This is a genomic window from Pseudomonas fildesensis (genome assembly GCF_001050345.1).
Taxonomy (GTDB): Bacteria; Pseudomonadota; Gammaproteobacteria; order Pseudomonadales; family Pseudomonadaceae; genus Aquipseudomonas; species Aquipseudomonas fildesensis.
The window spans coordinates 292,470-318,568 of the sequence record NZ_LFMW01000007.1 but is presented as its reverse complement, the minus strand read 5'-3'; the positions used below and the strand labels follow the sequence as shown (position 1 = coordinate 318,568).

At 59.4% G+C, this 26,099-nt stretch carries 30 protein-coding genes and 1 tRNA gene; 6 read left to right on the top strand and 25 right to left on the bottom strand.

The window, feature by feature from the left end:
- Positions 1-28: 28 nt before the first annotated feature.
- The 15 genes from ACR52_RS11955 to ACR52_RS11890 all read right to left on the bottom strand — a co-directional run bounded on the left by ACR52_RS11955 (position 29) and on the right by ACR52_RS11890 (position 11,564).
- Positions 29-262, bottom strand: coding sequence for a hypothetical protein (locus ACR52_RS11955; RefSeq protein ID WP_048724306.1), 234 nt, complete (start codon positions 260-262; stop codon positions 29-31).
- A gap of 95 nt (positions 263-357) precedes the next feature.
- Positions 358-960, bottom strand: coding sequence for a type III secretion system stator protein SctL (sctL, locus tag ACR52_RS11950; RefSeq protein WP_048724304.1), 603 nt, complete (start codon positions 958-960; stop codon positions 358-360).
- Positions 961-971: 11 nt separating this feature from the next.
- The gene (locus tag ACR52_RS31205; RefSeq protein WP_236692133.1) at positions 972-1,520 is read right to left on the bottom strand and encodes a type III secretion protein; all 549 of its coding nucleotides are present in this window, start codon (positions 1,518-1,520) and stop codon (positions 972-974) included.
- On the bottom strand, positions 1,513-2,298 hold the full coding sequence (gene sctJ / locus ACR52_RS11940; protein WP_048724301.1) for a type III secretion system inner membrane ring lipoprotein SctJ: 786 nt from the start codon (positions 2,296-2,298) through the stop codon (positions 1,513-1,515). Before sctJ ends, ACR52_RS31205 begins: the two co-directional genes overlap by 8 nt.
- 4 nt (positions 2,299-2,302) lie before the next feature.
- Complete coding sequence (locus ACR52_RS11935) at positions 2,303-2,668, bottom strand: hypothetical protein (protein WP_048724300.1); 366 nt, start codon at positions 2,666-2,668, stop codon at positions 2,303-2,305.
- Between the two features lie 88 nt (positions 2,669-2,756).
- Positions 2,757-2,930, bottom strand: coding sequence for a hypothetical protein (locus ACR52_RS30780; protein WP_161799295.1), 174 nt, complete (start codon positions 2,928-2,930; stop codon positions 2,757-2,759).
- 482 nt (positions 2,931-3,412) lie between these two features.
- The gene (locus ACR52_RS11930) at positions 3,413-4,336 is read right to left on the bottom strand and encodes a sigma-54-dependent Fis family transcriptional regulator (protein WP_048724298.1); all 924 of its coding nucleotides are present in this window, start codon (positions 4,334-4,336) and stop codon (positions 3,413-3,415) included.
- Positions 4,337-4,655: 319 nt separating this feature from the next.
- Positions 4,656-5,756, bottom strand: coding sequence for a redox-regulated ATPase YchF (ychF, locus tag ACR52_RS11925; RefSeq protein WP_048724295.1), 1,101 nt, complete (start codon positions 5,754-5,756; stop codon positions 4,656-4,658).
- A gap of 21 nt (positions 5,757-5,777) precedes the next feature.
- Complete coding sequence (pth, locus tag ACR52_RS11920) at positions 5,778-6,362, bottom strand: aminoacyl-tRNA hydrolase (protein WP_003208389.1); 585 nt, start codon at positions 6,360-6,362, stop codon at positions 5,778-5,780.
- A 164-nt stretch (positions 6,363-6,526) separates the two neighbouring features.
- Entirely contained in the window at positions 6,527-7,126 is a 600-nt protein-coding gene (locus ACR52_RS11915; RefSeq protein ID WP_048724293.1) for a 50S ribosomal protein L25/general stress protein Ctc, read from the bottom strand.
- Positions 7,127-7,264: 138 nt separating this feature from the next.
- Entirely contained in the window at positions 7,265-8,206 is a 942-nt protein-coding gene (locus ACR52_RS11910) for a ribose-phosphate pyrophosphokinase (RefSeq protein WP_003208392.1), read from the bottom strand.
- 46 nt (positions 8,207-8,252) lie between these two features.
- A tRNA-Gln gene (locus tag ACR52_RS11905) sits at positions 8,253-8,327 on the bottom strand.
- A gap of 37 nt (positions 8,328-8,364) precedes the next feature.
- On the bottom strand, positions 8,365-9,168 hold the full coding sequence (gene ispE / locus ACR52_RS11900; protein ID WP_236692141.1) for a 4-(cytidine 5'-diphospho)-2-C-methyl-D-erythritol kinase: 804 nt from the start codon (positions 9,166-9,168) through the stop codon (positions 8,365-8,367).
- Positions 9,169-9,217: 49 nt separating this feature from the next.
- Entirely contained in the window at positions 9,218-9,835 is a 618-nt protein-coding gene (gene lolB / locus ACR52_RS11895) for a lipoprotein insertase outer membrane protein LolB (protein ID WP_048724288.1), read from the bottom strand.
- A gap of 4 nt (positions 9,836-9,839) precedes the next feature.
- On the bottom strand, positions 9,840-11,564 hold the full coding sequence (locus ACR52_RS11890) for a tetratricopeptide repeat protein (protein ID WP_048724285.1): 1,725 nt from the start codon (positions 11,562-11,564) through the stop codon (positions 9,840-9,842).
- Between the two features lie 207 nt (positions 11,565-11,771).
- On the opposite strand from ACR52_RS11890, the gene hemA reads away from it, so the two are divergent.
- The 6 genes from hemA to ACR52_RS11860 all read left to right on the top strand — a co-directional run bounded on the left by hemA (position 11,772) and on the right by ACR52_RS11860 (position 17,128).
- Positions 11,772-13,061: a glutamyl-tRNA reductase gene (hemA, locus tag ACR52_RS11885; RefSeq protein WP_048724281.1), complete on the top strand. Its 1,290-nt coding sequence runs from the start codon at positions 11,772-11,774 to the stop codon at positions 13,059-13,061.
- The gene (gene prfA, locus ACR52_RS11880; RefSeq protein ID WP_048724278.1) at positions 13,058-14,140 is read left to right on the top strand and encodes a peptide chain release factor 1; all 1,083 of its coding nucleotides are present in this window, start codon (positions 13,058-13,060) and stop codon (positions 14,138-14,140) included. The genes hemA and prfA overlap by 4 nt, the downstream gene beginning before the upstream one ends.
- Positions 14,141-14,971, top strand: a complete 831-nt coding sequence (prmC, locus tag ACR52_RS11875; protein ID WP_048724276.1) for a peptide chain release factor N(5)-glutamine methyltransferase — start codon at positions 14,141-14,143, stop codon at positions 14,969-14,971.
- Entirely contained in the window at positions 14,965-15,720 is a 756-nt protein-coding gene (locus ACR52_RS11870; protein WP_048724273.1) for a molybdopterin-synthase adenylyltransferase MoeB, read from the top strand. Before prmC ends, ACR52_RS11870 begins: the two co-directional genes overlap by 7 nt.
- A complete protein-coding gene (gene murI / locus ACR52_RS11865) occupies positions 15,713-16,507 on the top strand; it encodes a glutamate racemase (RefSeq protein ID WP_048724270.1) in 795 nt (264 codons plus the stop codon). The genes ACR52_RS11870 and murI overlap by 8 nt, the downstream gene beginning before the upstream one ends.
- A 102-nt stretch (positions 16,508-16,609) precedes the next feature.
- A complete protein-coding gene (locus ACR52_RS11860) occupies positions 16,610-17,128 on the top strand; it encodes an acyloxyacyl hydrolase (protein WP_048724268.1) in 519 nt (172 codons plus the stop codon).
- 173 nt (positions 17,129-17,301) lie between these two features.
- Here ACR52_RS11860 and ACR52_RS11855 read toward each other — a convergent pair whose 3' ends face one another.
- The 10 genes from ACR52_RS11855 to ACR52_RS11810 are packed head-to-tail and all read right to left on the bottom strand — an operon-like array spanning position 17,302 to position 25,998.
- The gene (locus ACR52_RS11855) at positions 17,302-17,607 is read right to left on the bottom strand and encodes a YkgJ family cysteine cluster protein (RefSeq protein WP_048724266.1); all 306 of its coding nucleotides are present in this window, start codon (positions 17,605-17,607) and stop codon (positions 17,302-17,304) included.
- A 54-nt stretch (positions 17,608-17,661) separates the two neighbouring features.
- Positions 17,662-18,153, bottom strand: coding sequence for a DUF2878 domain-containing protein (locus tag ACR52_RS11850; RefSeq protein ID WP_048724264.1), 492 nt, complete (start codon positions 18,151-18,153; stop codon positions 17,662-17,664).
- Entirely contained in the window at positions 18,146-19,417 is a 1,272-nt protein-coding gene (locus ACR52_RS11845; protein WP_048724262.1) for an SAM-dependent methyltransferase, read from the bottom strand. Before ACR52_RS11845 ends, ACR52_RS11850 begins: the two co-directional genes overlap by 8 nt.
- Positions 19,404-20,213, bottom strand: coding sequence for a DUF1365 domain-containing protein (locus ACR52_RS11840; RefSeq protein ID WP_048724260.1), 810 nt, complete (start codon positions 20,211-20,213; stop codon positions 19,404-19,406). Before ACR52_RS11840 ends, ACR52_RS11845 begins: the two co-directional genes overlap by 14 nt.
- A complete protein-coding gene (locus ACR52_RS11835) occupies positions 20,210-21,457 on the bottom strand; it encodes an NAD(P)/FAD-dependent oxidoreductase (RefSeq protein ID WP_048724258.1) in 1,248 nt (415 codons plus the stop codon). The genes ACR52_RS11840 and ACR52_RS11835 overlap by 4 nt, the downstream gene beginning before the upstream one ends.
- The gene (locus ACR52_RS11830) at positions 21,454-22,236 is read right to left on the bottom strand and encodes an SDR family NAD(P)-dependent oxidoreductase (protein ID WP_048724256.1); all 783 of its coding nucleotides are present in this window, start codon (positions 22,234-22,236) and stop codon (positions 21,454-21,456) included. The genes ACR52_RS11835 and ACR52_RS11830 overlap by 4 nt, the downstream gene beginning before the upstream one ends.
- Positions 22,233-22,655 (bottom strand): nuclear transport factor 2 family protein, encoded by a 423-nt coding sequence (locus tag ACR52_RS11825; protein ID WP_048724254.1) that lies wholly within the window; start codon positions 22,653-22,655, stop codon positions 22,233-22,235. The genes ACR52_RS11830 and ACR52_RS11825 overlap by 4 nt, the downstream gene beginning before the upstream one ends.
- Position 22,656: 1 nt before the next feature.
- Positions 22,657-24,093, bottom strand: a complete 1,437-nt coding sequence (phrB, locus tag ACR52_RS11820; protein WP_048724253.1) for a deoxyribodipyrimidine photo-lyase — start codon at positions 24,091-24,093, stop codon at positions 22,657-22,659.
- The gene (locus ACR52_RS11815) at positions 24,094-25,023 is read right to left on the bottom strand and encodes a MerR family transcriptional regulator (protein ID WP_048724250.1); all 930 of its coding nucleotides are present in this window, start codon (positions 25,021-25,023) and stop codon (positions 24,094-24,096) included.
- 15 nt (positions 25,024-25,038) lie between these two features.
- Positions 25,039-25,998, bottom strand: a complete 960-nt coding sequence (locus ACR52_RS11810; RefSeq protein ID WP_048724248.1) for a YbgA family protein — start codon at positions 25,996-25,998, stop codon at positions 25,039-25,041.
- Positions 25,999-26,099 lie beyond the last annotated feature (101 nt).

Sequence of the window (26,099 nt, the reverse complement as noted above, 5' to 3'; positions counted from 1 at the left end):
ACAGTCAGCCAACGTTTGGTTCCAGCAGCTAGAAGCCATTGATGACGGACTTCACCGTATCGTGAACGTAGCTGGTGTAAGCCGAGCTCAGCGCCATATCGGAAACAAGGCCGGACTTTGCCTCAATCATCTGTTCAAAGAACATCGATCTTTCTTCGCTGTCTTCACTGTCTCGAGCGTTGGTACTGACTTGATCCATGTGCCTTTCGGACTGAGCCAGTTGACGGTAGAGCCTTGAAAGTACGCGGTCATCACCACTCATAGGGTTGTCTCCTGTAGGTTCTAACCCTGTGTGGCGCCTGATTTGTGACTGGTTCCAACAGCCGACTTATTTGTTTAGAAAATAAAGCGCGCTCGTCACGAAAAATGGTTACCTGATTTGGCTTTGGGCGGCTCCGTTATCAGGTTGTCGAGGGCGTCGGTCCAATTGATGTGAAACCCGCCGTCGTCTGTTTCAAGAACCAGTGAGTGGACGGCGAGCTCGTTTTCAACGCGCAGCGTCCATGGCACATCACAGCGCTGAGTGAGCCACTGCTCGACCTGTTCGCGGTCCAGCGGATTACACAGCAAGCTCGCCTTGATCGGCGGCAGTTGGGCAGCCAGCAGCTTGTTGAGCAGCGCCTTAAGGCGTTCAGCGGGTATGGTTTCTTCCAGGAAACTTAGAATGGCGGTGTTAATGATTGAGGAGGCGACCTGTTCCAGGTTGTCGTACATCGCTTGTCGCTCCGACTCCCAGCGATGGAGTTGGGCGTTGGCGCGCTGCCAGAACTCATGGCCTGCGTTTTCCAGTATCTGCGCGCAATGAGCGTGGGCTTGGCGCGTAAGCTCTTGCGCTTGTGTCTCGGCGTGTTCGAGCAACTGGTGGGCTTGGGCATAGTCGGCCAGCATTTCTCTGGGAATCAGGGCCGCGGGCAGGTTGGATGTGACGGTGTGCAGCTCGATTTTGTGGGCGCAGAACATGGTTGGTTTTCTCACGGTGGGGCACGCAGCGCGTCAGTCAAGGTGGTTGAGGTTGCACGCCAAAGAGCCGCTTGCCAGAGGGTGTCCAGCCTGCCATGAACGCCCATCAGCTTGGGGCGCTGCTCCAGTTCAAGTACCCGCGGACGGGCAAAGCTCAATCGCAGGCGTTGCCAGACGGCAGGGGTGACCCATGCGCGCAGGTAGTGCAGTGGATCCTCAAAGGCCACCGGCATTGGGTCTGGCACCAGCGCCTTGGCCAGGCGTTGGCACCAGAGCAGTTGGTCCTGATTCAACCGGTTGTCTTGGGTAGCGTTGTGCACCTCATTGACCAGTAGCAGTACGAGGTCGCGTTGTTGAGCGCTGGCCATCACCAGTTGCAGCAAAGCCTGAGAAGGGCGCTGGGGAAGCTCGGGGTCGATCTGGAACAGGCTGCCGACACGGCCATGATGGCTGCGTGAAAGCGCTGCTGTCTGCATAGGGTCCGTATGCGTGCGCCAGTCGAGGTGGGCATTTTCCCATGGGCACACCCACCACCGTACCCAGGCGAGATCTTCACTCATGGACGTGGGCTATTACAGGTTCTGTCGCGTGCGTGAACTTTGTCCGTCGGCGCCAGAATAGCCAGCCAGTCCCTCCCAGCACGAGGGCTATAAGGGGGGCGATCACGCTGGTACGCCAGAACCCGAGGTCTTGCTCAGGTACCAAAAAAGGGCCTAGATAAGTGAGCTGTTGCTGCTCCTGATAAGCCGTTGCCGGAACGAAAACGACTGTCAGTTTTTGCGTGTTTTCTACGGCGGAGGCCATGCCGGGTATGCTGCTGGCTACCATCCTGCGTACACGAGGATGAATATTGTCAGGGTCCAGCCGCGGATCATGCTTGATGAATACCGAGGCGGATGCCGGCTGTACGGGTTCACCTGGCGCCACTCGTTCAGGCAGCACCACATGTACGCGCGCAACGATCACCCCATCTATTTTCGATAAGGTCGCCTCCAGTTCCTGTGACAGCGCGTAGATGTAGCGTGCACGCTCCTCCAGTGGCGTGGAAATGACGCCTTCTTTGCGAAAGATATCCCCCAATGTCGAGCGGGCTACTTTGGGCAGGCCAACGGCTTCCAGGGTGCGAACAGCTCGACTTATGTCATTTGCCCTGACGCGGACAACCACCCCGTCTTTCGCTGGAATCTTCTGGGCGCGGATCTGCTTGTCTGCCAACTCTGCGATGACTTCGTTGGCTTCCTGTTCGGAGAGTTGGCGGTGGAGTTCTACGCTTTCACTGCAGCCGATCAGCAGCAACGCCGATGAAAAATAGAGTGCGATGGATAGACGGCGGTGCATGCATCTACCCCATGGTGGCGACTTTATCGACGCCTTTTACGAGTGAGCTGAGTACTTTGACGCGCGCCGTCAGGTTAAGGTGCGCTTCGGAAAGCGATTGGGTGAACTCGTGTGCTGCCTTGGTCTTCTTGTTCAGGCTCTCGTCCCGAAACCCTTTGGATACGCGCCTGGACAATGTCGTCGACTCACTGGCGCCCAATGAAAAAAGATCGGCTGCCATGGCGGGGGGAGTACCTTTGCCAGACTGGTCGGTGTGGCTCAGTTGCGCGTTAAAAAAATTCACGTCGGAAGTCCCGTTACTCGCAGCGGGCGTTTCAGCCTGAGGGGTGATACCTCTGTTTCCAGGGAGCCCTGCGTGGTTGATGTACATATGAACCTCCATCGAACGTGTCGATTATTGCGCCCGTCGGGACAGTGGAGACCTCCTCGACCTGAAGAGCAGAGGAGGTCGGTCTTGCTTAGGCAAATCGCAAGGATTTGGCGCGGCCCGCTTTCGCAGTAGTCAGTTCTTGCCTAGCTGTTTGCGCAGCCTCTTCGACAACTTGCTTTTCTTTGTTGGCGTTGATCTGATCCAGTTGCGCTTGAGCGGCAGCGCTCACTCCAGCGTTAGGTGTGTTAGGTATTGTGGACATAGGGTCACCTTTGTAAGCGGTTGATTGAAGTGCTGACAGCGATTGTTCGCTGCCTATAGCGTGTTGAGCGACTATAGAAATGGCTCACTTGATGCGTGGTGGAGGACAGATTGAGCGTTCCAATTCCAAGCCGTGTATATATTTGGAAATGTGTCCGTATGGTCACGTGTCAGGCGTTATGAATTGTTAAACGGAGTACTGCTGTTTGCTGGATATCGCAATGCGAGTGTATTCAAATTGAATGCTTTTAGTGTTGTTGTCTGTTTCGTAACAGGGCTTTTTCGGCGGCTCTTTGCAGCATTTGACATTCGTGTTGCTATCGTCCTGTTGTTGAGTTTGCTTGATGTTAGTGATTGAGCTTATAAAGTTTCCAATTGATTTTAGGCACATGAGGTTTCTGCTCTGGGTGTGGATGGGAATACGCTGGAGGGACGCCAGTATTTCTACTCTGTGAGTTTTTCCTCAGGCGCGTTCCATGTGCGTTATCCCAGTGCTATTTCCAGTTGTTTCATTCGATAGTAGAGCGTGCGTTTGGCAATGCCCAGCTCTGCTGCCACTCGGTCGACACTGTGGTCATGGCGGTGTAATGCCTCCTCAATCAGCGCTCTCTCCATTTGCTGAAGTCGTTCCTTCAGGTTCATTCCCGCATGTTGATGGTTGCTCGAGAGGGATGGGAGTGGGGGCAAGCCCAGTACGAATCGCTTGGCGGTCGAGCGTAGCTCGCGCACATTACCCTGCCATGGGTGACACAACAGTTGTTGCAGAAGTGCGCCCGATGGAGGCTGGGCGATACAGTTGAAGTGCTCAGCCTCTTGCCGAACCATTTCCAGGAACAACGGGATAATGCATTCACGTCGATCTCGCAGGGCCGGCAGCTGAATGTTGACGACATTCAGACGAAAATACAGATCACGTCTGAAGGCGCCTTGCTCCACCATTCCATGCAAGGATTGCTGGGCAGACGCAATGACACGCATATCAACAGGGATGAAGCGGGTCGAGCCCAGGCGCCCGATGCCGCGCGATTCCAAAACGCGCAGCAGTTTGGCTTGCAGGTTCAAGGGCATGCTGTCGATTTCATCGAGGTACAGCGTGCCCAGGTGGGCGGCCTCGACAGAACCTGCCCGGGATTGCATTGCCCCGGTATAAGCGCCACTGTTGACACCGAACAGCTGGCTTTCCGCAAGGCTGTCTGGAATGGCCGCGCAGTTCACTGCGACAAAGTTTCCTCGTCGTCCTGACAATCGATGAACCCGCTGTGCCAAGGTGTCCTTGCCGGTGCCAGTTTCACCGAGTAACAATATATCTATATTGAGTGTGGCAGTGTTGTTGAGCGTGGTTTCAATATCGGGTTCTTCAATGAACGACAAATAGGTTTCATGTTTTTGATGGAAGGAGTCCGACATAGTTACTGCTACTCCACTATTGCTTGATAGCGCGATATTTAATATTGGCCAGTAGAGCGCAATGTCTCAATATTGTTAGGGTGCCTGCTGGAGCGAAACAGAGGGAGGTGGTGTAAGAAAATACTAGGTGGGTGAAGGAGGGGATTGTATAAGTGTTTTTCAGGTAAAGTGGCTCTAACTCATGTAGGGGGATGCTTAAAATACTTGTCGGTCTGGTGGGTGGTAGTTGTACTAATTAGTCACGTTAAAAGCGAGCGCCCACAAAAAAGCCGATGCAGGGCATCGGCTTTTTGTTTGCGGCTAAAGCCGCGAGTGGCGCTTACACGTTGAAACGGAAGTGCATCACGTCGCCATCCTTGACGATGTATTCCTTGCCTTCCAGGCGCCATTTACCGGCTTCCTTGGCACCGGCTTCACCCTTGAATTGGATGAAGTCGTTGTAGGCGATGACTTCGGCGCGGATAAAGCCTTTTTCGAAGTCGGTGTGGATCACGCCAGCGGCCTGTGGTGCGGTGGCACCGACCTTGACGGTCCAGGCGCGGACTTCTTCAACACCAGCGGTGAAATAAGTCTGCAGGTGCAGCATTTCGTAGCCGGCGCGGATCACGCGGTTCAGGCCAGGCTCTTCCAGGCCCAGGGCCTCAAGGAACATGTCCTTTTCTTCGCCGTCTTCCAGCTCGGCGATTTCCGCTTCGATCTTGTTGCAGACCGGTACGACCATCGCGCCTTCTTCTTCGGCAATGGCCATGACCACGTCGAGCAGCGGGTTGTTTTCGAAACCGTCTTCAGCCACGTTGGCGATGTACATCACAGGCTTGGTGGTCAGCAGATGGAAGCCCTTGATCACCGCTTTTTCGTCGGCGTTCATGCTTTTCATCAGGCTGCGTGCCGGCTTGCCCAGGGTGAAGTGAGCAATCAACTGCTCCAGCAAGGCTTTCTGGACCACTGCGTCCTTGTCGCCACCCTTGGCGTTGCGCGTGACCTTTTGCAGTTGCTTCTCGCAGCTGTCGAGGTCGGCGAAAATCAGCTCGAGGTCGATGATCTCGATGTCGCGTTTCGGGTCGACGCTGTTGGAGACGTGAATCACGTTCTCATCTTCGAAGCAGCGGACTACGTGGGCGATGGCATCGGTCTCGCGGATGTTGGCGAGGAACTTGTTGCCCAGGCCTTCACCTTTCGACGCACCGGCCACCAGGCCAGCGATGTCGACGAACTCCATGGTGGTCGGCAGGATGCGCTTGGGATTCACGATGGCTGCCAGGGCTTCCAGGCGTGGATCGGGCATCGGCACGATACCGGTGTTGGGCTCGATGGTGCAGAAGGGGAAGTTCTCCGCCGCAATACCGGACTTGGTCAGGGCGTTGAACAGGGTGGATTTGCCGACGTTGGGCAGGCCGACGATGCCGCAATTGAATCCCATGGTGTTTCCCCTCGGTAAGAGTCAGGCCTTCTGGCTGTGCAGGTTTTTCATCGCACGGTTCCATTCACCGGCGAAGATATCCGGCAGCACGCCGAGGGCAAAATCGATGCTGGCATCGAGTTTTTCCTGTTCGGCGCGTGGCGCACGACCCAGGACGAAATTTGAAACCATACTGGCAACGCCTGGGTGGCCAATGCCGAGCCGCAGACGGTAAAAGGTATTCTGATTGCCCAACTGCGCGATGATGTCGCGCAGGCCGTTGTGCCCGCCATGTCCGCCGCCTTGCTTGAGCTTGGCGACCCCGGGTGGCAGGTCCAGTTCGTCATGGGCCACCAGGATTTCTTCGGGTTTGATCCGGAAGAAGCCCGCAAGCGCCGCGACGGCCTGGCCGCTGCGGTTCATGTAGGTGGTGGGAATCAACAGACGAACATCCTGACCCTGATGCGAGAAGCGTCCGGTCAGGCCAAAATATTTGCGATCGGCCACAAGATTGACGCCTTGGGCGTGGGCGATGCGCTCAACAAAAAGGGCCCCCGCGTTATGCCGGGTCTGTTCGTATTCGGCGCCTGGATTTCCCAGGCCAACGATCAGTTTAATGGCAGTCACGACAGGGGCCCTTCCTTTGGAGTTGTGGATAACATCGCCGTTGGTGCGGCGAAAGTGGACGACAAAGCTTATTAACCGTTAGAGGCCAACTTCGCATTCTCGCCCGCTTTCTCGCTACGTTCCGGTCCGCGATGTGTCCTCAAGCTCCGGCAATACAGAGTGAATTACTCTGCAGCGCCTTCTTCAGCTTCTGGAGCAACGCGTGGAGCGTGTACGTTTGCAACAGCTTTGTCATCACCGTGAACCAGTGCAACAAACTCAACGCCTTTAGGGGCTTTGAGGTCGGACAGGTGGATGATGTCGCCGATTTCAGCGTTAGCCAGGTCGACTTCGATGAACTCAGGCAGGTCTTTCGGCAGGCAGGTCACTTCGATCTCAGCGGTAACGTGCGAGATTTCGCCGCCTTTCTTGATCGGAGCAGCTTCGCCAACGAAGTGCACAGGCACGATAGCGGTCAGTTTCTGACCAGCTACTACGCGAACGAAGTCAGCGTGCAGCACGTGGCCTTTGGCTGGGTGACGTTGCAGTGCCTTGATGATGACGTTCTGCTTGGAACCGCCAACGTTCAGCTCGATGATGTGGCTGTAAGCAGCATCGTTTTCGAGCAGTTTGGCAACTTCTTTAGCCAGCATGCTGATGGATTCAGGGGCTTTTTCGCCACCGTAAACTACAGCTGGAACCAGGCTTGCGAGACGACGCAGGCGGCGGCTCGCACCTTTCCCCAGGTCGGAACGCAGTTCAGCATTCAAAGTAAATTCGTTCATGTTGTATCTCCAAAATAACCACATTCGCCCCAGCGTTTGCGACCAGCGCTAAAGGCGATATGGGCAAAAAAGCCCCGCCCCAACAGATTGCTGGGGCGGGGCGCTTTTCGTCAGTGAGGTGCTCCGAAGGTTTGACCCTTAACGGAACATCGCGCTGATCGATTCTTCGTTGCTGATGCGGCGAACCGCTTCGGCAACTACCGGTGCGATATCCAGTTGACGGATACGCGAACAGGCTTGAGCAGCAGCGGACAACGGGATGGTGTTAGTCACCACCAGTTCGTCCAGCATGGAGTTTTCGATGTTCTCGATCGCTCGGCCCGACAGCACAGGGTGTGTGCAGTAGGCGAAGACTTTTGCTGCACCGTGCTCTTTCAAGGCTTTGGCCGCGTGGCACAGGGTGCCGGCGGTGTCGACCATGTCATCAACCAGAATACAGGTACGCCCTTCGACATCACCGATGATATGCATCACTTCAGAGTGATTGGCTTTCTCGCGGCGTTTGTCGATGATCCCGAGATCAACGCCCAGGGATTTGGCAACAGCCCGTGCACGCACGACGCCACCAATGTCCGGGGACACGATCATCAGGTTTTCAAAGCGCTGGTCTTCGATGTCATCCACCAATACGGGGGAGCCGTAGATGTTATCTACCGGAATATCGAAGAACCCCTGGATTTGGTCAGCGTGCAGGTCAACCGTGAGAACACGGTCGATGCCTACCACGGTGAGCATGTCAGCAACGACTTTCGCGCTGATAGCCACACGTGCGGAACGCGGACGGCGATCCTGACGGGCATAACCAAAGTAAGGGATTACAGCTGTGATTCGAGTCGCTGAGGAGCGGCGGAAGGCATCAGCCATCACGACGAGTTCCATCAGGTTATCGTTGGTCGGAGCGCAGGTCGGCTGAATAATGAAGACGTCTTTACCGCGGACGTTTTCATTGATCTCGGCAGTAATTTCGCCGTCGGAGAATTTACCGACAGAGATGTCACCGAGAGGGATATGCAGCTGACGTACGACACGTCGAGCCAGATCGGGGTTGGCGTTCCCCGTAAAGACCATCATCTTGGACACGCGCAGTACCTAGAGGCTGAGGGTAACCTGGATGAGTATAGGAAAATGGCAGGGGCGGCTGGATTCGAACCAACGCATGGCAGGATCAAAACCTGCTGCCTTACCGCTTGGCGACGCCCCTGTATCTGTTGCAACGAGTACCCAGTACTCGGTTCCTTTTAGAGCAGACTTTGCAGCTTGCGATGCAACATCGAAACGTTGCTTCCCTTTGCTACAAACCCTGTAAGGGTCTCTGTAAGAAGGGCCGAGACTTTATCAGCTTCAGCTTTGCTTGGGAAGCCCCCAAACACACAACTTCCAGTGCCGGTTAATTTTGCTTCGGTAAATTTACCTAACAAATTCAAAGCGTTACGTACTTCTGGATAACGCCTTGCTACAACCGGTAAGCAGTCATTTCGACTGTTTCCCTTGGGAACGGGGCGCACTTTAATGGGAGGAGAGTTACGTGTCAACAGTGGATCTGAAAAAATTTCTGCTGTACTTACAGATACTTGCGGAACAAGCACGACATACCACGGCTCTTCGGGGTATTCCGGGGTGAGTTTCTCCCCTACGCCCTCGGCAAAAGCGGCGTGCCCGCGCACGAAAACCGGGACGTCCGCGCCTAGTGTCAGGCCCAGCGCAGCCAGGCGATCGTGGTCCCAACCGAGCTGCCACAAGTGATTTAAACCCAGCAGTGTGGTCGCCGCATTCGAGCTGCCGCCACCGATGCCACCGCCCATGGGCAAAATTTTATCGATCCAGATGTCGATGCCCTGCGAGCAACCGGATTGCTCCTGGAGTTTTTTCGCAGCCCTCACAATCAGGTTGCTGTCGTGGGGCACGCCTTCGAATTCGGTGTGCAGTTGGATCACGTCATCGTCGCGCACGGCGAAGGTCAGTTCATCGCCGTAGTCGAGAAACTGAAACAGCGTCTGCAACTCGTGATAGCCATCTTCACGGCGACCGAGAATGTGCAGCATCAGATTGAGTTTGGCCGGGGAGGGCAGGGTCAAGCGTTGAGCGGTCACGTTATTGCCCCAGCTTGCGCGGTTGCCAGTCCTTGATCACCAGCGTGACGTCAAGGTCGGTGCCATGCAGCTTGATGCGCTCGGGCAGCCAGTAACCGCTTTGTTCGACGTAGCTCAAATACTCGACCTGCCAACCGTCTTGCTCCAGAGAGGCCAGCCGGCTGTCACCGTTGAGGGTCAGGCGACTCTTGCTGTCGGGTGCGGGCAGCCCGCGTACCCACCAGACCAGGTGAGACACTGGCAGCTTCCAGCCAATCTGTTGTTCGAGCAGTTCTTCCGGAGACGTCGCTTCATAGCGACCCTGGTTGGCCACTTCGAGGCTCACTTGCCCCGGTCGACCGGTCAGGCGTGCTGCGCCCCGGCCCAATGGGCCGGACAGGCGAATGTCGTAGTAGTCCTGGCGTTGCAGCCAGAACAAGGTGCCACTGCCGGAATCTTTCGGCGCGCGAACCCCGGCCTTGCCCTCGATCTGCCAGCCATCAATGCTACTGAGCTGATCCTTGTGTTGCTTCCATTGTGCCGGGTTGCCCTGGCCTTCAACGGATTCGCGGCTGCCTACGCCCGCGCAACCGGCGAGCAGGGCGATGAAACTGAAAACGATAACGTGGCGCAAGAACATAAGCTTAAAGGGTCTCGGATCCGGTCAGGCGCTTGATGGTGCCGCGCAGGATGGGGCTTTCGGGTTGTTCCTTGAGGAATCGTTCCCAGATTTGTCGGGCTTCGCGTTGCTTGCCGTTGGCCCAGAGCACTTCGCCCAAATGAGCGGCGACTTCCTGGTCGGGGAAGCGCTCCAGCGCCTGGCGCAGCAAGCGTTCGGCTTCGTCCAGGTTGCCCAGGCGGTAGTTGACCCAGCCCAGGCTGTCGAGCACGGCCGGGTCCTCCGGGTTGAGTGTGTGCGCTTGTTCGATCAGTGCCTTGGCTTCGGCGTAACGCGTGGTGCGGTCGGACAAGGTGTAACCCAAGGCGTTGAGCGCCATAGCGTTTTCCGGGTCGCGCTTGATGATCAGGCGCAGGTCTTTTTCCATCTGCGCCAGGTCATTGCGTTTTTCCGCCTGCATGGCACGGGTGTACAGCAGGTTCAGGTCATCGGGGTATTGCTGCAAGGCTTGTTGCAGCAATTTCCAGGCGCGCTCGCCCTGCTTGTTGGCCGACAAGGTTTCGGCCTGGATCAGGTACAGCTGGATCGCGTAGTCCGGTTCGGCGTCGCGGGCCGCGGCCAGGCGTTTTTCCGCCTCATCGGTACGACCGTTGCTCATCAGGATGTCGGCCTGGCGCAACTGGGCGGGCAGGTAATCGTTGCCGGGGCCAACCTGGGCGTATTCGAGCAGAGCAGCCTGCGGGTCGTTGCGCTCTTCGGCGATACGGCCGAGGTTCAGGTGCGCCGAGTCCACATGGCTCTCGCGGGCAATCAGGTCTTCGAGGTAGCCCTTGGCCTCGTCCCAGGCCTTGGCTTCCAGGCACACCAGTGCCAGGGAATAACGTAATTCATCATCGTCCGGGTACTGCTGGACCAGGTTGGCGAACTGCACTTTGGCGTCCACCATGCGGTCCTGTTCCACCAGCATGCGCGCGTACGTCAGGCGCAGGCGCTTGTCTTCCGGGTACTTCTTGATGCTTTTTTCCAGCAGCGGAATCGCTTCCTTGCCGCGGTTGAGGTTCTGCAGCAGGCGAGCGCGCAGCAGGATCGGTGCGATCTCGCCGTCTTCCGGCGGGTTCTGCTCCAGCAGCTTCAATGCGGCTTCGGCTTCGTCATCCTGTTGCAGCAACAAGGCCTTGCCGAAAATCAGCTGGCTGTTTTTCGGATGCTTTTGCAGCAGACGGTCGAAACTCTTCATCAGGCCATTGCGCGTGTCCTGGTCGGTGTCGGCAGCCGACAGCGCCAGGAAGTCGAAATGCGTGTCGCCCTTGCCCTGCAGGACTTTCTCCATATAGACCATGGAGTCGTCATAGCGCCCGGCGCGGGCCAGTTGAATGGCTGCCGCGCGCTGTGCTTCCAGATCGTGCGGTGCGTTTTTCGCCCAGATCAGCGACGTGTCCAGTGCTGCCTGGTCCGCACCCAGGTATTCGGCGATGCGAAACGCCCGCTCCGAGATCCCCGGGTCCTGCGTATTGATGGCCTGGGTCACGTAGTTATCCAGCGCAATGTCGAAACGATTGCGCTGGCCAGCCAGTTCGGCGCTCAGCAGGCTGAATACCGTTTCTTCGCTGAACGAGGAGTAAACCTTGGGCTTTTCAGGGGCGGGGGTGCTCTCTTCCACCGGCGGTGTACCGTCCGGCGACACGGGTGCCATAGCCTGGCAGCCGCTGAGGAAGACAAAAGCAAGGAGCAACGCGGAGGATCTATTCATATAGGAAGAGGACGACTAACCTGCGGTCGGATCATCATGACACAAGCCTTCGGCCAAACATAACCGGGGCGCTCTTAGATGCGCTTATTGCCGCCCCAAGGAGCGTGTTTATAGGCACAACGTATAGGGACAATAGACGACGGTGGTTGTTCTGAATCTTTCGAAGTAGGACAATTGTCGGCTTCCCGACATCATCAGCGATATTGAATGGCCTTCCTCGCACTCGGTATTAACCACAAGACTGCCTCCGTAGACGTGCGCGAGCGCGTGGCGTTTACGCCAGAGCAGTTGGTTGAGGCCTTGCAACAGCTCTGCCGGCTCACCGACAGCCGCGAAGCTGCAATCCTTTCGACCTGCAATCGCAGTGAGCTTTATATAGAACAGGAACATCTTTCGGCGGATGTGGTGCTGCGCTGGCTGGCCGATTACCACCATTTGGACGTCGATGACCTGCGCGCCAGCGCTTATGTGCACGAAGATGATGCGGCAGTTCGTCACATGATGCGCGTCGCCTCCGGCCTCGATTCGCTGGTGCTGGGCGAACCGCAGATTCTCGGCCAGATGAAGTCCGCCTACGCCGTGGCTCGCGAGGCTGGCACCGTTGGCCCGCTGCTGGGCCGCCTGTTCCAGGCCACTTTCAATTCCGCCAAGCAGGTGCGCACCGACACCGCCATCGGTGAAAACCCGGTGTCCGTGGCCTTTGCCGCCGTCAGCCTGGCCAAACAGATTTTCAGTGACTTGCAGCGCAGCCAGGCCTTGCTGATCGGCGCTGGCGAGACCATCACCCTGGTCGCCCGCCACCTGCACGACCTCGGCGTGAAGCGTATTGTGGTCGCCAACCGCACCCTGGAGCGCGCGAGCATCCTCGCCGAGCAGTTCGGTGCCCACGCGGTGCTGCTGTCGGACATCCCGGCCGAACTGGTGCGCAGCGATATCGTTATCAGCTCTACCGCCAGCCAATTGCCGATCCTGGGCAAAGGCGCGGTCGAGAGCGCGCTGAAGCTGCGCAAGCACAAGCCGATCTTTATGGTAGATATCGCCGTTCCCCGGGATATCGAGCCTGAAGTCGGCGAGTTGGACGACGTTTACCTCTATAGCGTCGACGATTTACATGAAGTGGTCGCCGAAAACCTCAAGAGCCGCCAGGGCGCTGCCCAGGCGGCCGAGGAAATGGTCAGCACCGGCGCCGAAGATTTCATGGTGCGCCTGCGTGAACTGGCAGCAGTCGATGTGCTTAAAGCCTATCGTCAGCAAGGCGAGCGCCTGCGTGACGAGGAGTTGCTCAAGGCGCAGCGTTTGCTGGCCAACGGCAGCAGTGCTGAAGACGTACTGATGCAACTGGCGCGTGGCTTGACCAACAAGTTGCTCCACGCGCCCAGCGTACAGCTAAAAAAATTGACTGCCGAAGGCCGCCTCGATGCGCTGGCCATGGCGCAGGAACTCTTTGCCCTCGGTGAGGGCGCGTCAGATAGCTCTTCGGATAAAAAATCGCAATGAAAGCGTCACTGCTCAATAAGCTGGACATACTCCAGGACCGTTTCGAAGAACTGACCGCCCTGCTCGGCGATGGCGAGGTCATCTCCGATCAGGCCAAGTTCCGCGCTTATTCCAAGGAATACGCCGACGTTGAGCCCATTGTGGTCACTTACACACACCTGCTGAAAGTGCAGGCCGACCTCGAAGGCGCGCAGGCGCTGCTCAAGGACAGCGACCCGGACATGCGCGAAATGGCCGTGGAAGAAGTCCGCGGAGCCAAGGAAAAACTGGCTGAGCTGGAAGGCGACCTGCAACGCATGTTGCTGCCCAAAGACCCCAACGACGGGCGCAACGTGTTCCTCGAAATCCGCGCCGGCACCGGCGGTGACGAAGCGGCGATTTTCTCCGGCGACCTGTTCCGCATGTATTCGCGCTTTGCCGAGCGTCGCGGCTGGCGCGTCGAGATCTTGTCCGAGAACATCGGCGAACACGGCGGCTATAAAGAAGTGATCGCCCGGGTCGAAGGCGACAACGTCTACGGCAAGCTGAAATTTGAATCCGGTGTGCACCGCGTGCAGCGGGTGCCGGCGACCGAGTCCCAGGGCCGTATCCACACTTCGGCGTGCACCGTTGCTGTGTTGCCCGAGCCGGACGAGCAGGAAGCCATCGAGATCAACCCGGCGGACCTGCGGGTAGACACCTACCGCTCGTCGGGCGCCGGCGGCCAGCACGTCAACAAGACCGACTCGGCCATCCGTATCACCCACTTGCCTTCGGGCATCGTGGTGGAGTGCCAGGAAGAACGTTCCCAGCACAAGAACCGTGCGCGGGCCATGTCCTGGCTGTCGGCCAAGCTCAATGACCAGCAAACCAGCGCCGCAGCCAACGCGATTGCCAGCGAGCGCAAGTTGCTGGTGGGGTCGGGCGACCGCTCCGAGCGCATCCGGACCTACAACTTTGCCCAGGGCCGGGTCACCGACCACCGGGTCAACCTCACGCTTTACTCCCTGGACGAAATTCTCGCCGGCGGTGTGGATGCGGTGATCGAGCCGTTGCTCGCTGAGTACCAGGCCGATCAATTGGCGGCGATAGGTGAATAAATGACCATTATTGCCAGCTTGCTGCGCGCCGCCGACCTGCCCGACTCGCCCACTGCGCGCCTGGACGTGGAATTGTTGTTGGCCGCTGCCTTGGGCAAGTCCCGCAGCTACCTGCACACCTGGCCGGAAAAGATCGTCAGCAGCGAAGATGCGCTGACCTTCGCCAACTACCTGCAACGTCGCCGAACCGGCGAGCCGGTGGCGTATATCCTCGGCCAGCAAGGCTTCTGGAAACTTGACCTGGAGGTTGCGCCCCACACGCTGATCCCGCGTCCGGAAACCGAGCTGCTGGTGGAAGCAGCGCTGGAGTTGCTGCCCGCCACGCCCGCCAAGGTCCTCGACCTTGGCACCGGCAGCGGTGCAATCGCCCTGGCCCTGGCCAGCGAGCGTCCGGCCTGGCATGTCACCGCGGTTGACCGCGTGCTCGAAGCCGTGGCCCTGGCCGAACGCAATCGCCAGCGCCTGCACCTTAAGAACGCCATGGTGTTGAACAGCCATTGGTTCAGTGCCCTGCCAGGCCATACCTACGACCTGATCATCAGCAACCCGCCATATATCGCCGACAACGATCCGCATCTGGTGGCCGGTGATGTGCGTTTTGAGCCCGCCAGTGCCTTGGTCGCAGGCCATGATGGCCTGGACGACCTGCGCTTGATCATCACCGAAGCCCCAGCTCATCTTGAGGCTGGCGGCTGGCTGCTGCTCGAACACGGTTACGACCAGGCCTTGGCCGTGCGTGACCTGTTGCTCGCCCAAGACTTTGAAGAGGTGCACAGCCGCATCGACCTCGGCGGCCACGAACGCATCACCCTGGGACGCCGGCCGTGCTGACCGATCAGGAGCTGTTGCGCTATAGCCGACAGATTCTGTTGCAGCATGTCGATATCGAAGGCCAATTGCGCCTGAAAAGCAGCCGCGCGCTGATCGTCGGTCTGGGCGGCCTGGGTGCCCCGGTGGCGCTTTACCTGGCCGCAGCGGGTGTCGGCGAACTGCATTTGGCCGACTTCGACACCGTCGACCTGACCAACCTGCAGCGCCAGATCATTCATGACACCGACAGCGTCGGCCTGAGCAAGGTCGATTCGGCCATGCGCCGTCTCACGGCTATCAACCCTGAAGTCCAGCTGGTTGCCCATCGCACCGCGCTGGACGATGATTCCCTGGCGGCCGCCGTGGCCGGCGTCGACGTGGTGCTCGATTGCAGTGACAACTTCTCCACCCGTGAAGCGGTCAACGCCGCGTGTGTGGTCGCCGGCAAGCCTTTAGTCAGTGGTGCTGCGATTCGCCTGGAAGGGCAATTGTCGGTATTCGATCCGCGCCGCGCTGAAAGCCCGTGTTACCACTGTTTATACGGGCACGGCAGCGACACCGAACTGACTTGCAGCGAAGCCGGCGTGGTCGGCCCGCTGGTTGGCCTGGTCGGCAGCCTGCAGGCGCTGGAAGCCTTGAAACTGCTGGCCGGTTTCGGTGAGCCGCTGGTGGGCCGCCTGTTGCTGATCGATGCCCTGACCACGCGCTTTCGCGAATTGCGCGTCAAGCGTGACCCCGGTTGCAGTGTATGCGGGACGCAACATGGTTAAGGACGCACCGATCGGTGTGTTCGATTCCGGCGTCGGCGGTTTGTCGGTGCTGGATGAAATCCAGCAACTGCTGCCCCATGAGTCGCTGCTGTACGTGGCCGATTGCGGGCACATCCCCTACGGCGAGAAAACGCCGGCGTTTATTCGCGAACGTTCGCGCCTGGTCGCCGAGTTTTTCCGCGCGCAGGGCGCCAAGGCCTTTGTGATTGCCTGCAACACCGCGACTGTCGCCGCCGTTGCCGATTTGCGCCAGGACTACCCCGACTGGCCGCTGGTGGGCATGGAGCCCGCCGTCAAACCTGCCGCTGCCGCGACCCGCAGCGGTGTGGTCGGCGTACTCGCCACCACTGGCACTCTGCAAAGCGCCAAGTTCGCCGCCTTGCTCGACCGTTTCGCCACCGATGTGCGGGTGATTACCCAGCCGTGCCCAGGGCTGGTGGAGCTGATTGAAACCGGTGACCTGGACAGCCCGGCGCTGCGCCAGTTGTTGCAGGGCTACATCGAGCCATTGCTCAGCGCCGGCTGTGACACCATCATCCTCGGCTGCACCCACTATCCCTTCCTCAAGCCGCTCCTGGCGCAGATGCTTCCCCCCAGCATCATCCTCATCGACACCGGTGCTGCCGTAGCCCGCCAGCTAAAACGCTTGCTGGGCGAACGTGAGCTGCTGGCCCTCGGCGATCCTGAGCCTGCACAGTTCTGGACCAGCGGCGATGTGTATCACCTAAGAAATATCCTACCGACACTATGGAAACATTCTGGAGTTGTGCGAAGCTTCGGGTCGTGAAAATTTCGTGAAATGTCGCTGAACTTCTGACTGTGCGTCAGCTTCTATAGCGAGATGGCCTGTACAAAATCATACAACTTCGGTTTCAAAGGACTGTTTCTTATGAAGCGTTTGTTCTGTTTGGCTGCGATTGCGGCCGCTGTGGTGGGACACTCTTTTTCGGCGCAGGCCGCTGGCCTTGAGTTTGGCCTGGGGGCGACCAGTGATTCGACGCTGACCTACCGTCTGGGGCTGACGTCGAACTGGGACAAGAGCTGGATGCAAAGTGATGTTGGTCGGCTGACCGGCTACTGGAGCGGCGCTTATACCTATTGGGAAGGTGATGACCGTGCAGGCGCGAGCAGCCTGTCGTTCTCGCCGGTGTTTGTGTATGAATTCGCCGGGGAGTCGGTGAAGCCTTACATCGAGGCCGGGGTCGGGGTGGCGGTGTTCTCCCGTACGCGACTGGAAGACAACAATATCGGCCAGGCCTTCCAGTTCGAAGACCGACTGGGCTTCGGTTTGCGCTTTACCGGCGGGCACGAAGTGGGCATTCGCGCCACGCACTACTCCAACGCCGGGATCAGCAGCAATAACGATGGTGTAGAAAGCTATTCGTTGCACTACACCATGCCTTTGTAATCCTCCAGAACGCTTGATCGTTCCCACGCTCCTGCGTGGGAATGCATCCCGTGACGCTCCGCGTCACCCTGGCGCAGGCCTTGAGCCGTGCGCCAACATCGGAACGCGGATCGCCCCAGGCGGCATTCCCACGCAGAGCGTGGGAACGATCGGCATCTTCACGGCTGTCGAGATCAGCGGTACGCCGTCGCAATGCCCTCGCGCTCGGTCAGACACTCCGGCGCTCCCATCTCGAACTCCCGACAAATCAGCGGTCGCCGCTCATAAATCGTGCACATCATCGTGTCCCGATCCAGCGCCGCACACCAGCCGTCGTCCAGGCGCAGCATCACCTCGCCGCCCCAATCATCGGTATCGATATAGCGCTCCGGCACCCCTGTGTCGGTAATCAGCATGACTTCCAACTGGCAGCAGCAGGCCGCGCACGTTGAACAGGTGACGGTGGGTTCGACGATTTGAGTGTGGGGGATGTTGGTCATAGGCGCGCAGTGTAAGGCAAGCGGGCTCCGCGCGTGTGAATGCTCTGACGGACGTCAATCCCCAAGCTGCCCGGCGATCCAGTGCAACACTGGGAACAACATCGCCCAGAGCAACGCCAATCCGATCATCGTCGGCGCGGTGCCATAGCCAAAGCTGACGCCCGCCAATTGGCTGCCCGCGTAATACGACAGTGGCCCGCCTGCCGCGCCAAGCAGGCTGGCTTGCCACCAGGGTTGGGCGCTCCAGGCCAGGCAATGGCGCAAGGTGGTGGCCAGCAACGCCCACAGCAGGATCAGCCAAAAGGGGATCAGCGGCCCGGGCATGCTGAAATGAAACACACCGAAGGCGCGCAGCGTGGTGTCGGTCACCGTACCCAACAAGGTCACGGCGAGCATCATCTGCCCCTCCCCTGACCATGAACTTATCCACAGCAGATGCACCGCCAGCACGGCGATCCCTAAAAGCAGCCACGCGCTGTCGCCGCCCAGCACACACGCAAACCAGCCGCACTGGAACAGCACGGCATTGGCCAGTGTTTTAAGCACTGAAACGCCCGAGCAGCGGTGGGTTGATGGCGGACGGCTTGGCCAGCAGCAATTGTGCGGTGCCAATCGTGCGCTCCATAAAGCCACCTTCGCAGTAACACAGGTAGAACTCCCACAAACGCAGGAAGTATTCGTCGTAGCCCAATTCCGTCAGGCGGCCGTGAGCGCGGCGAAAGTTCTCATGCCACAGGCGCAGGGTTTTTGCGTAATGCAGGCCGAAATCTTCCATGTGCAGCAGGTTCATGTCGGTGTCGCGGCTGACGATCTGCAGCATGTTTTGCACACAGGGCAGGGCGCCGCCGGGGAAGATATAGCGCTGGATGAAATCAACGCTGTTCTTCGCCTGCTCATAGCGTTGCTCACGAATGGTGATGGCTTGCAGCAACATCAGGCCATCGCTCTTAAGCAGGTGCGCGCATTGCTTGAAGTAGGTCGGCAGGAAGCGATGGCCCACCGCTTCGATCATTTCGATGGAGACCAGCTTGTCGTACTGGCCGGTGAGGTCGCGGTAGTCCTGCAACAACAGCGTCACCTGGTTCTGCAGGCCCAGGGCCTCGATGCGTTTTTCGGTGTAGGCAAACTGCTCTTTGGACAAGGTGGTGGTGGTGACCTTGCAACCGTAGTGCTGCGCCGCATACAGCGCCATGCTGCCCCAGCCGGTGCCGATTTCCAGCAGGTGGTCGGCGGGCTTGAGCGCGAGTTTCTGGCAGATGCGCTCCAGCTTGTTCAGTTGTGCTTGTTCCAGGGTGTCGTCGGGCGACAGGAATTGCGCCGCCGAATACATCATGGTCGGGTCGAGGAATTCTTCGAACAGGTCGTTGCCCAGATCATAGTGCGCCGCTATGTTTTTCTGTGAGCCCTTGCGCGTATTGCGGTTGAGCCAGTGCAGGCCCTGGGTGAACGGGCGCGCCAACCGCGCCAGGCCGCCCTCCATTGCATCGAGTACATCCAGGTTGCTGACCATCACGCGTACCACCGCGGTCAGGTCCGGGCTGCTCCAGTAGCCATGGATAAACGCCTCGCCGGCACCAATCGAACCGTTGGCCGCCACCAGCCCCCACACAGCCGAATCGAGGATCTGGATTTCCCCGAGCAGGTGCGCTTCCCGAGCACCGAAGACTTGACGTTCACCGTCTTCGATCACTACCAACTGGCCATGGCGCAGTTGGCTGAGTTGGCGCAGCACACCCTTGCGCAGCAGCGCACTGGTCACACCGTTGACGTTCAGGCGGTTGGCCTTGACCGATAAACTAGGGGATTTCATGGCGGCGATCCTTGGTATACCCGACTGCGGTGCGAGAGGCGCCATCGGCGGCCTGATGGGAAAAAATCGGTGTGCGTTTGAGCAACAGGCGCATGGCCTGCCAGTAGATTGCCAGGCAGGTCTTGGCGGTCATCCAGGGGAAACGCCACAGGTAGCGGTGCAGGCTGGCGCGATTCAGCGGCTCTTTCTGCAGGCTCAACGTGGCGTCGAAGACTTTGTGCTCGCCTTGCCAATCGGCCATGTGCACGCCGAGCCTGGCGGCGGGCGGGCTGAAGCTCATGCGGTATTCCAGGTCGCGCGGTAAAAAAGGCGACACATGGAAGGCCTTGGCCACGGCAAAGTGCTGATGCTCATCCGCGCCGAGGGCCTGGGCCGGCAGCACGTAGTGATAGCGTTCGCGCCATGGGGTGTTCGTCACTTCACACAGGATCGCGGCCAGTTGTCCGTCATCCTCGAAGCAGTAGAAGAAACTCACCGGATTAAAAGCCAGGCCCCAACTGCGGGCCTGGGTCAGTAGGCAGATACCGCCTTGGGGTGTATGCCCCAGGGCCTTGCCGACTTCCTGGCGCACGGCATCGGTCAAGCTCATGCCGTGGCGCGTGAATTCACGCAGGTAGTCCTGCTGGCGAAAGCCGAAGGGGGCCAGGCGACTTGTGCCGGCCAGGGGCGATAGGCCGAGCACTTCGTCCTGTTCGCTGAGGTCCAGGTACAGCAGGCCGATGCGGTAGCGAAAGGCATGGGCCTTGGGCGCGAACCGGCGATGTGCGATCCAGCCGCTGTACAGGGCGCTGTTCACAGGGTTTCCCCAAAGGCTTGCGCCACACGCAGGGCGCTGACCACGCCGTCTTCGTGAAAGCCGTTGGCCCAGTAGGCGCCGCAATAATGCGTGTGTTGCGTGCCGTTCAATTCTTCCCAGCGCGCTTGCGCGGCCACGGCGGCCAGGCTGTATTGCGGGTGGGCGTAGGTGTAGCGCGCCAGAATCTTCAGTGGGTTAATCATCGACGTCTGGTTGAGGCTGACGCAAAAGGTAGTGGCGCTGTCGATGCCTTGCAGGATGTTCATGTCATAGGTGACGGCGGCCTGGGTTTGCGCGTTGCCGGCCAGCCGGTAATTCCAGCTGGCCCAGGCCAGTTTGCGGTCGGGCAGCAGGCGGGTGTCAGTGTGCAGCACCACGTCGTTGTCGGCGTAGGGCAGGGCGCCGAGAATCTCCTGCTCGGCTTGGCTTGGGTCGCCGAGCAACGCCAGCGCCTGGTCGCTGTGGCAGGCGAATACCACTTTGTCGAAAGCCTCGGTGCCTGCGGTGCTGTGAATAATCACGCCCTCGGCGTCGCGCTCCACCAGATGCACAGGGCAATTCAGGCGAATGTGCTCTTTGAAGCTGCGGGTCAGTGGCTCGATGTAGCTGCTGGAGCCACCTTCGATCACGCACCATTGCGGCCGGTTGCTCACCGACAGCAAGCCGTGGTTCTTGAAGAAGCGTACAAAGAACTGCAAAGGAAACCCGAGCATGTCCGCCAGGGACATCGACCAGATCGCCGCGCCCATCGGCACGATGTAATGCCGGATAAATCGCGGGCCGTAACCGCCGGCGGTAAGGTAGTCGCCCAGGGTCATGTCGGCGCTGATGCGCTGCTCTTGCAGGTCCAGCGGCGCCTGGCGGTTGAAGCGCAAGATATCGCGCAACATGCCCCAGAAACCCGGTGACAGAATATTGCGCCGCTGGGCAAACAGGCTGTTGAGGTTGTTGCCGTTGTATTCGAACCCCGCGTGCTGGTCGCACACCGAAAAACTCATCTCGGTGGGTTTGAACGTTACACCGATCTGCCCCAGCAGGCGGATGAAGTTGGGGTAAGTCCAGTCGTTGAACACGATAAAGCCGGTGTCCACCGCATAGCGTTGGCCTTCGACGGTGACGTTGACCGTGTGGGTATGCCCGCCGATCCGGTCGCCCGACTCGAACAGCGTAACGTCGTGGCGACGGCTGAGCAGGTAGGCACTGGTCAGCCCGGCAATGCCGCTGCCGATAATGGCGATCTTCACAGGTCGTCCTTCTTCGGCGGCGGGCTGCGCAGCATGCGTTTGCCAATGATCAATTGCGCGCGGTTCGGCAGTTTCGACAGTGGCCAGAGGGTGGCGATAAACATCGCCGGGAAGGCGATCTCCAGCGGGCGTTTGTCCAGCTTGGCGAAGATATGCCGCGCGGCCTTGTCGGCCGACCAGGCCAGGGGCATCGGAAAATCGTTGCGCTCGGTCAACGGCGTATCGACAAACCCAGGGCTGATCACGGTGACGTCGATATTTTCCGGCGACAGGCTGATGCGCAGGGCTTCGAACAGGTAGCGCAAGCCGGCCTTGGACGCGCCGTAGGCTTCGGCGCGCGGCATCGGCAGGTAGGTCACGGCGCTGGCCACGCCCACCAGGTGCGGCGTGTGCCCGGCACGCAACAGCGGCAACGCCGCTTCGATGCAGTAACTGCTGGCGAGCAGGTTGGTGCGCACCACGTGCTCGATGATCGATGAGTCAAATTGATTGGCGTCGACATATTCACAGGTGCCGGCATTCAGAATCACGGTGTCGAGGGCGCCCCAGACCACGCCGATATGCTCGCCGATCTCGCGCACGGTCTGGCTGTTGGTCAGGTCGCCGGCCACCACCAGCACTTGCCCCGGAAAGCGTTGCGCGAGTGCCTCCAGCGGGCCTTGGGTGCGTGAGCTCAAGGCCACGTGGGCGCCGCTGTTGAGCAACTCCACAGCCAGTGAAGCGCCGATGCCACTGCTGGCGCCGGTCAGCCAATATCGGCGAGGCGGTGTAAGGCTCATCCCATTCTCCTTTTTAGCCAACTGACAACCCGGCCGAGGACTGGCAGGTGTTCGTAAAGCAGTGCGCCGGCATCGAAATAGTCGCGATGGCGGTAAACCTTGTCGCGCCACATCAGGTGCGAGCAGCCTTCCACACGGATCAACTTGCCGTTGGCCAGGTGCGGGTGGCAGAAGCTCATTTTCCAGCGCAGGTAGCCTTCGCCTTCGGCCACCTGGTCGAAGCCGTGAAAGTCGAAACGCAGTTGGCTGACGTTGCTGTACAGCTCGGCGAAGTAGGTGCGCAGCGCCGGCAGCCCATGCACCTCGTGCAGCGGGTCGGTGAAAGCGATGTCTTTGCTGTACAGGCTGTCGAGCAGGTGCAGGTTGTGCTTGTCCAGCGTGGAAAAGGCCTGGGCGAAGCGGCGCAGGAAGTCACTCATGTTAAGCCCCCATGGCCTGACGCGATGGCAGGCTGCGGAAAGCCGCCAGGGCGCGTTCGCGAGATTTTTTCAGGTCGACAATCGAGCGCGGGTAGTCGGCCACCCCGAACAATCCGCCGACCGCCTCGGGGTTGTGCACTTCCTTTTTATTCAGCGCGGCCAGTTCGGGCAGCCAATGCTTGATAAACACGCCTTCGCCGTCGAATTTTTCCGACTGGCTCAAGGGGCTGAAAATCCGGAAATACGGCGCCGAATCGGTGCCCGTGGACGAACTCCACTGCCAGCCACCGTTGTTGGCCGCCAGGTCGCCGTCGATCAGGTGGCGCATAAAGAAGCGCTCGCCTTCGCGCCAGTCGATCAGCAGGTTTTTGGTCAGGAACATCGCCACCACCATGCGCAGGCGGTTGTGCATCCAGCCCGTTTCCAGCAGTTGGCGCATGGCCGCGTCAATGATCGGCAGGCCGGTGCGGGCTTCTTGCCACGCCGCGAGGTCCTTGGGCGCGTGGCGCCAGGCCACTGCTTCGGTTTCGGGGCGAAACGCACGGTGGCGGGACACCCGTGGGTAGCCCACCAGGATGTGCTTGTAGAACTCGCGCCACAGCAGTTCGTTGATCCAGGTGATCGTGCCGATGTCACCGCTTTCGAACTCGCCCTGGTTGGTGTGCAATGCGGCGTGCAGGCACTGGCGCGGCGAAACCACACCGGCTGCGAGGTAGGCGGAAAGCTGGCTGGTGCCGGGCTTGGCAGGGAAGTCGCGCTCGTCCTTGTAGTAGCTGATTTGCTGGTCGGCAAAAGCGTCCAGGCGGCGACGGGCTTCGTCTTCGCCGGCGGGCCAGAGGGCGCGCAAGGTGTCGCTGGGTCGCTTGAATCCTTCGACCTGTTCGGGGATCTGATCGCTTTTGAGGTCCAGTTTCTGCTGGGCCTTTGGCGTTGCCACAAGGCGCGGCAGGGCGCTGTGCAGGCGGCTGTAGCAAACTTTGCGGAACTGGCTGAACACTTGGAAGTAAGTGCCGGTCTTGGTCAGCACGCTGCCGGGTTGGAAAAACAGTTGGTCCAGGTAGCTGTGGAACCTCACGCCGTCAGCTTCCAGGGCCTGGGCCACGGCGTTATCGCGACGGCTTTCATGGATGCCGTATTCCTCATTGACGTGCACCGACGCCACCGACAGCTCCCGGCACAGTTCGCTGAGCACGGCGGGCGCCTTATCCCAAGTCGCGGCGGTGCGGATCAGCAACGGGATATTCAGTTCACCCAGCGCCTGGCTCAGGTGCTGCAAGTTGCGCAGCCAGAAATCGACTTTGCACGGCGCATCATCGTGAGCCAGCCATTGCTGCGGGGTGATGAGGTACACGGCGGCAACCGGGCCTCGCTGGCTCGCGGCGGCCAGTGCGGTGTTGTCGTGTAGGCGCAGGTCGGTGCGCAGCCAGATCAAGTGCATTTAAAGAAGTCCACGCTGGATCAGTATCTGGTGGGCCGACAACGGGTCTTCGGCCACGAACAATTCAGGGGTATCACGGGTTAATACGGTCAACTCGGCCTGATGGATGCATACCGTTGGTCCGACGATTAGCTTTGGGCAGCCAACGCCACCCAGAAGTTTTGCGAGTGCCGACAAATGGAGGGCTTTGCTCGAATACAGCAGCACCGCACGCGGTTGCAGGTGTTCCACCGCCAGGGCCAATTCGCCGGCCGGCAGCGGCCAGTCGAAGACTTCCACCGGGCAGTCGGCGCTGCTGGCCAGCCACGCGCTGAGCCACAGGTGTGGTTCCAGGGGCAGGTCGGAATGATTGATCAACAGCAGCGGCGCGCCGTGCAGCTGGCGATTGTTGTGGTAAATGCGCGCGCCGAACTTGCTGCGCAGCCAGGACAGGAAGAACACCCGCTCCATCTGCGCGCCGAACTGGCCTTGCCAGCGTTGTTCCAGCGCCTGCAACAGCGGCACCAGCAGTTGCTCGCACAGGGTGCGCGGCGGATACAGCGCCATCGCCTGGTTAAAGGCGTCGTCGACGCGGCGTTCGGCCAGCTCGCTGACGGCCTGCACCAGGTTCTGGCGCAGGGTGTGCCATTCGTTTTCGACGGCGTCGGGGCTCGCTTGCGCAGAATCGATCAGGTTTTTCACCTGGCTGACCGGCACGCCACGATTGAGCCAGGTGAGGATGGTGTGGATGCGTTGCACGTGTTCAGCGCTGAACAACCGATGGCCCTTGGGCGTGCGCTGCGGCACGATCAGGCCGTAACGGCGCTCCCAGGCGCGCAAGGTCACCGCGTTGACGCCGGTCTGGCGCGCCACTTCGCGGATCGGCAGCCAGCCGTCTTCAAGGGCTTGGGCGATGTCTTCGCCGGGTTCGTCTTGCAGGGCAATTTCCATAACGCTTTTCATGGGTTAGATCGCGTTTCGCAGGCTGAGGTTTTCCGGGTGCGGTTGCAGGTAGGCCTGTTGCGCGATGTAGCGATCCGGGTGTTGGCGAAAGTGGTGTTTGAGCAGGGTCAACGGCACCACCAGGGGCACGATGCCGTGGCGGTATTGGCCGATGACGGTTTGCATTTCCTGTTTGTCGTCGGCGCTGATGGCCTGCTTGAGGTAGCCGCTGATGTGTTGCAGCACATTGGTGTGGGTGCCGCGGGTGGCGCACTTCTTCAGGCCGGTCATCAGCTCGCTGAAATAACCGCTGGCCAACGCCTCAAGGTCGACGCCCTTGCCCATGCTGCCTAATAGGTGGCCGAGGCTTTTGTAATGCGCCGGGCTGTGGGCCATCAGCAGGTATTTGTAACGCGAGTGGAAAGCCAGCAGGCAGTGGCGGGTCAGGCCCTCTGCCAGCAGTTGTTGCCAGCTGGCGTAGACGAATACACGGGTCAGGAAGTTTTCCCGCAACACCGGGTCATTCAGCCGACCGTCTTCTTCCACCGGCAGGTTGGGGTGACGCGCGCAAAACGCCTGGGCATAGATGCCGCGCCCGCCGCCGTCCACCGGTGTGCCGTTTTCGCGATAGACCTTGACCCGCTCCAGGCCGCACGACGGCGACTTCTGCATAAAGATGTAGCCGCACAGGTCGGTGTGTTCCAGGGCCATTTGTTGGCCGTAGTCGTCCAGGGGCTGGGTAACATTGAGCTCGCGGTGCACGGAGCCGACGGCTTGCGGGTGATCGGGGTCGCCGACCAGGCGGATCGGTTCGCGGGGGATGCCCAGGCCGATCGCGACTTCGGGGCACAGCGGTACGAAGTCGAAATAGTCGGCAAGGGTCTTGCTGCAGAGCTGGGATTGTTTATGCCCGCCGTTGAAGCGCACGTTCTCGCCCAGGAGACAGGCGCTGATAGCGATCTTCGGTTTTGTCGTGTTGGGCATGGCCAAACCTCTGCAAGATTCCTGTACAAACTTAAAAGTCCGTACAACTAAATCTCATCATAGGTTTGATGCTGTACAAGTCAAATATTTTGTACAAGTAT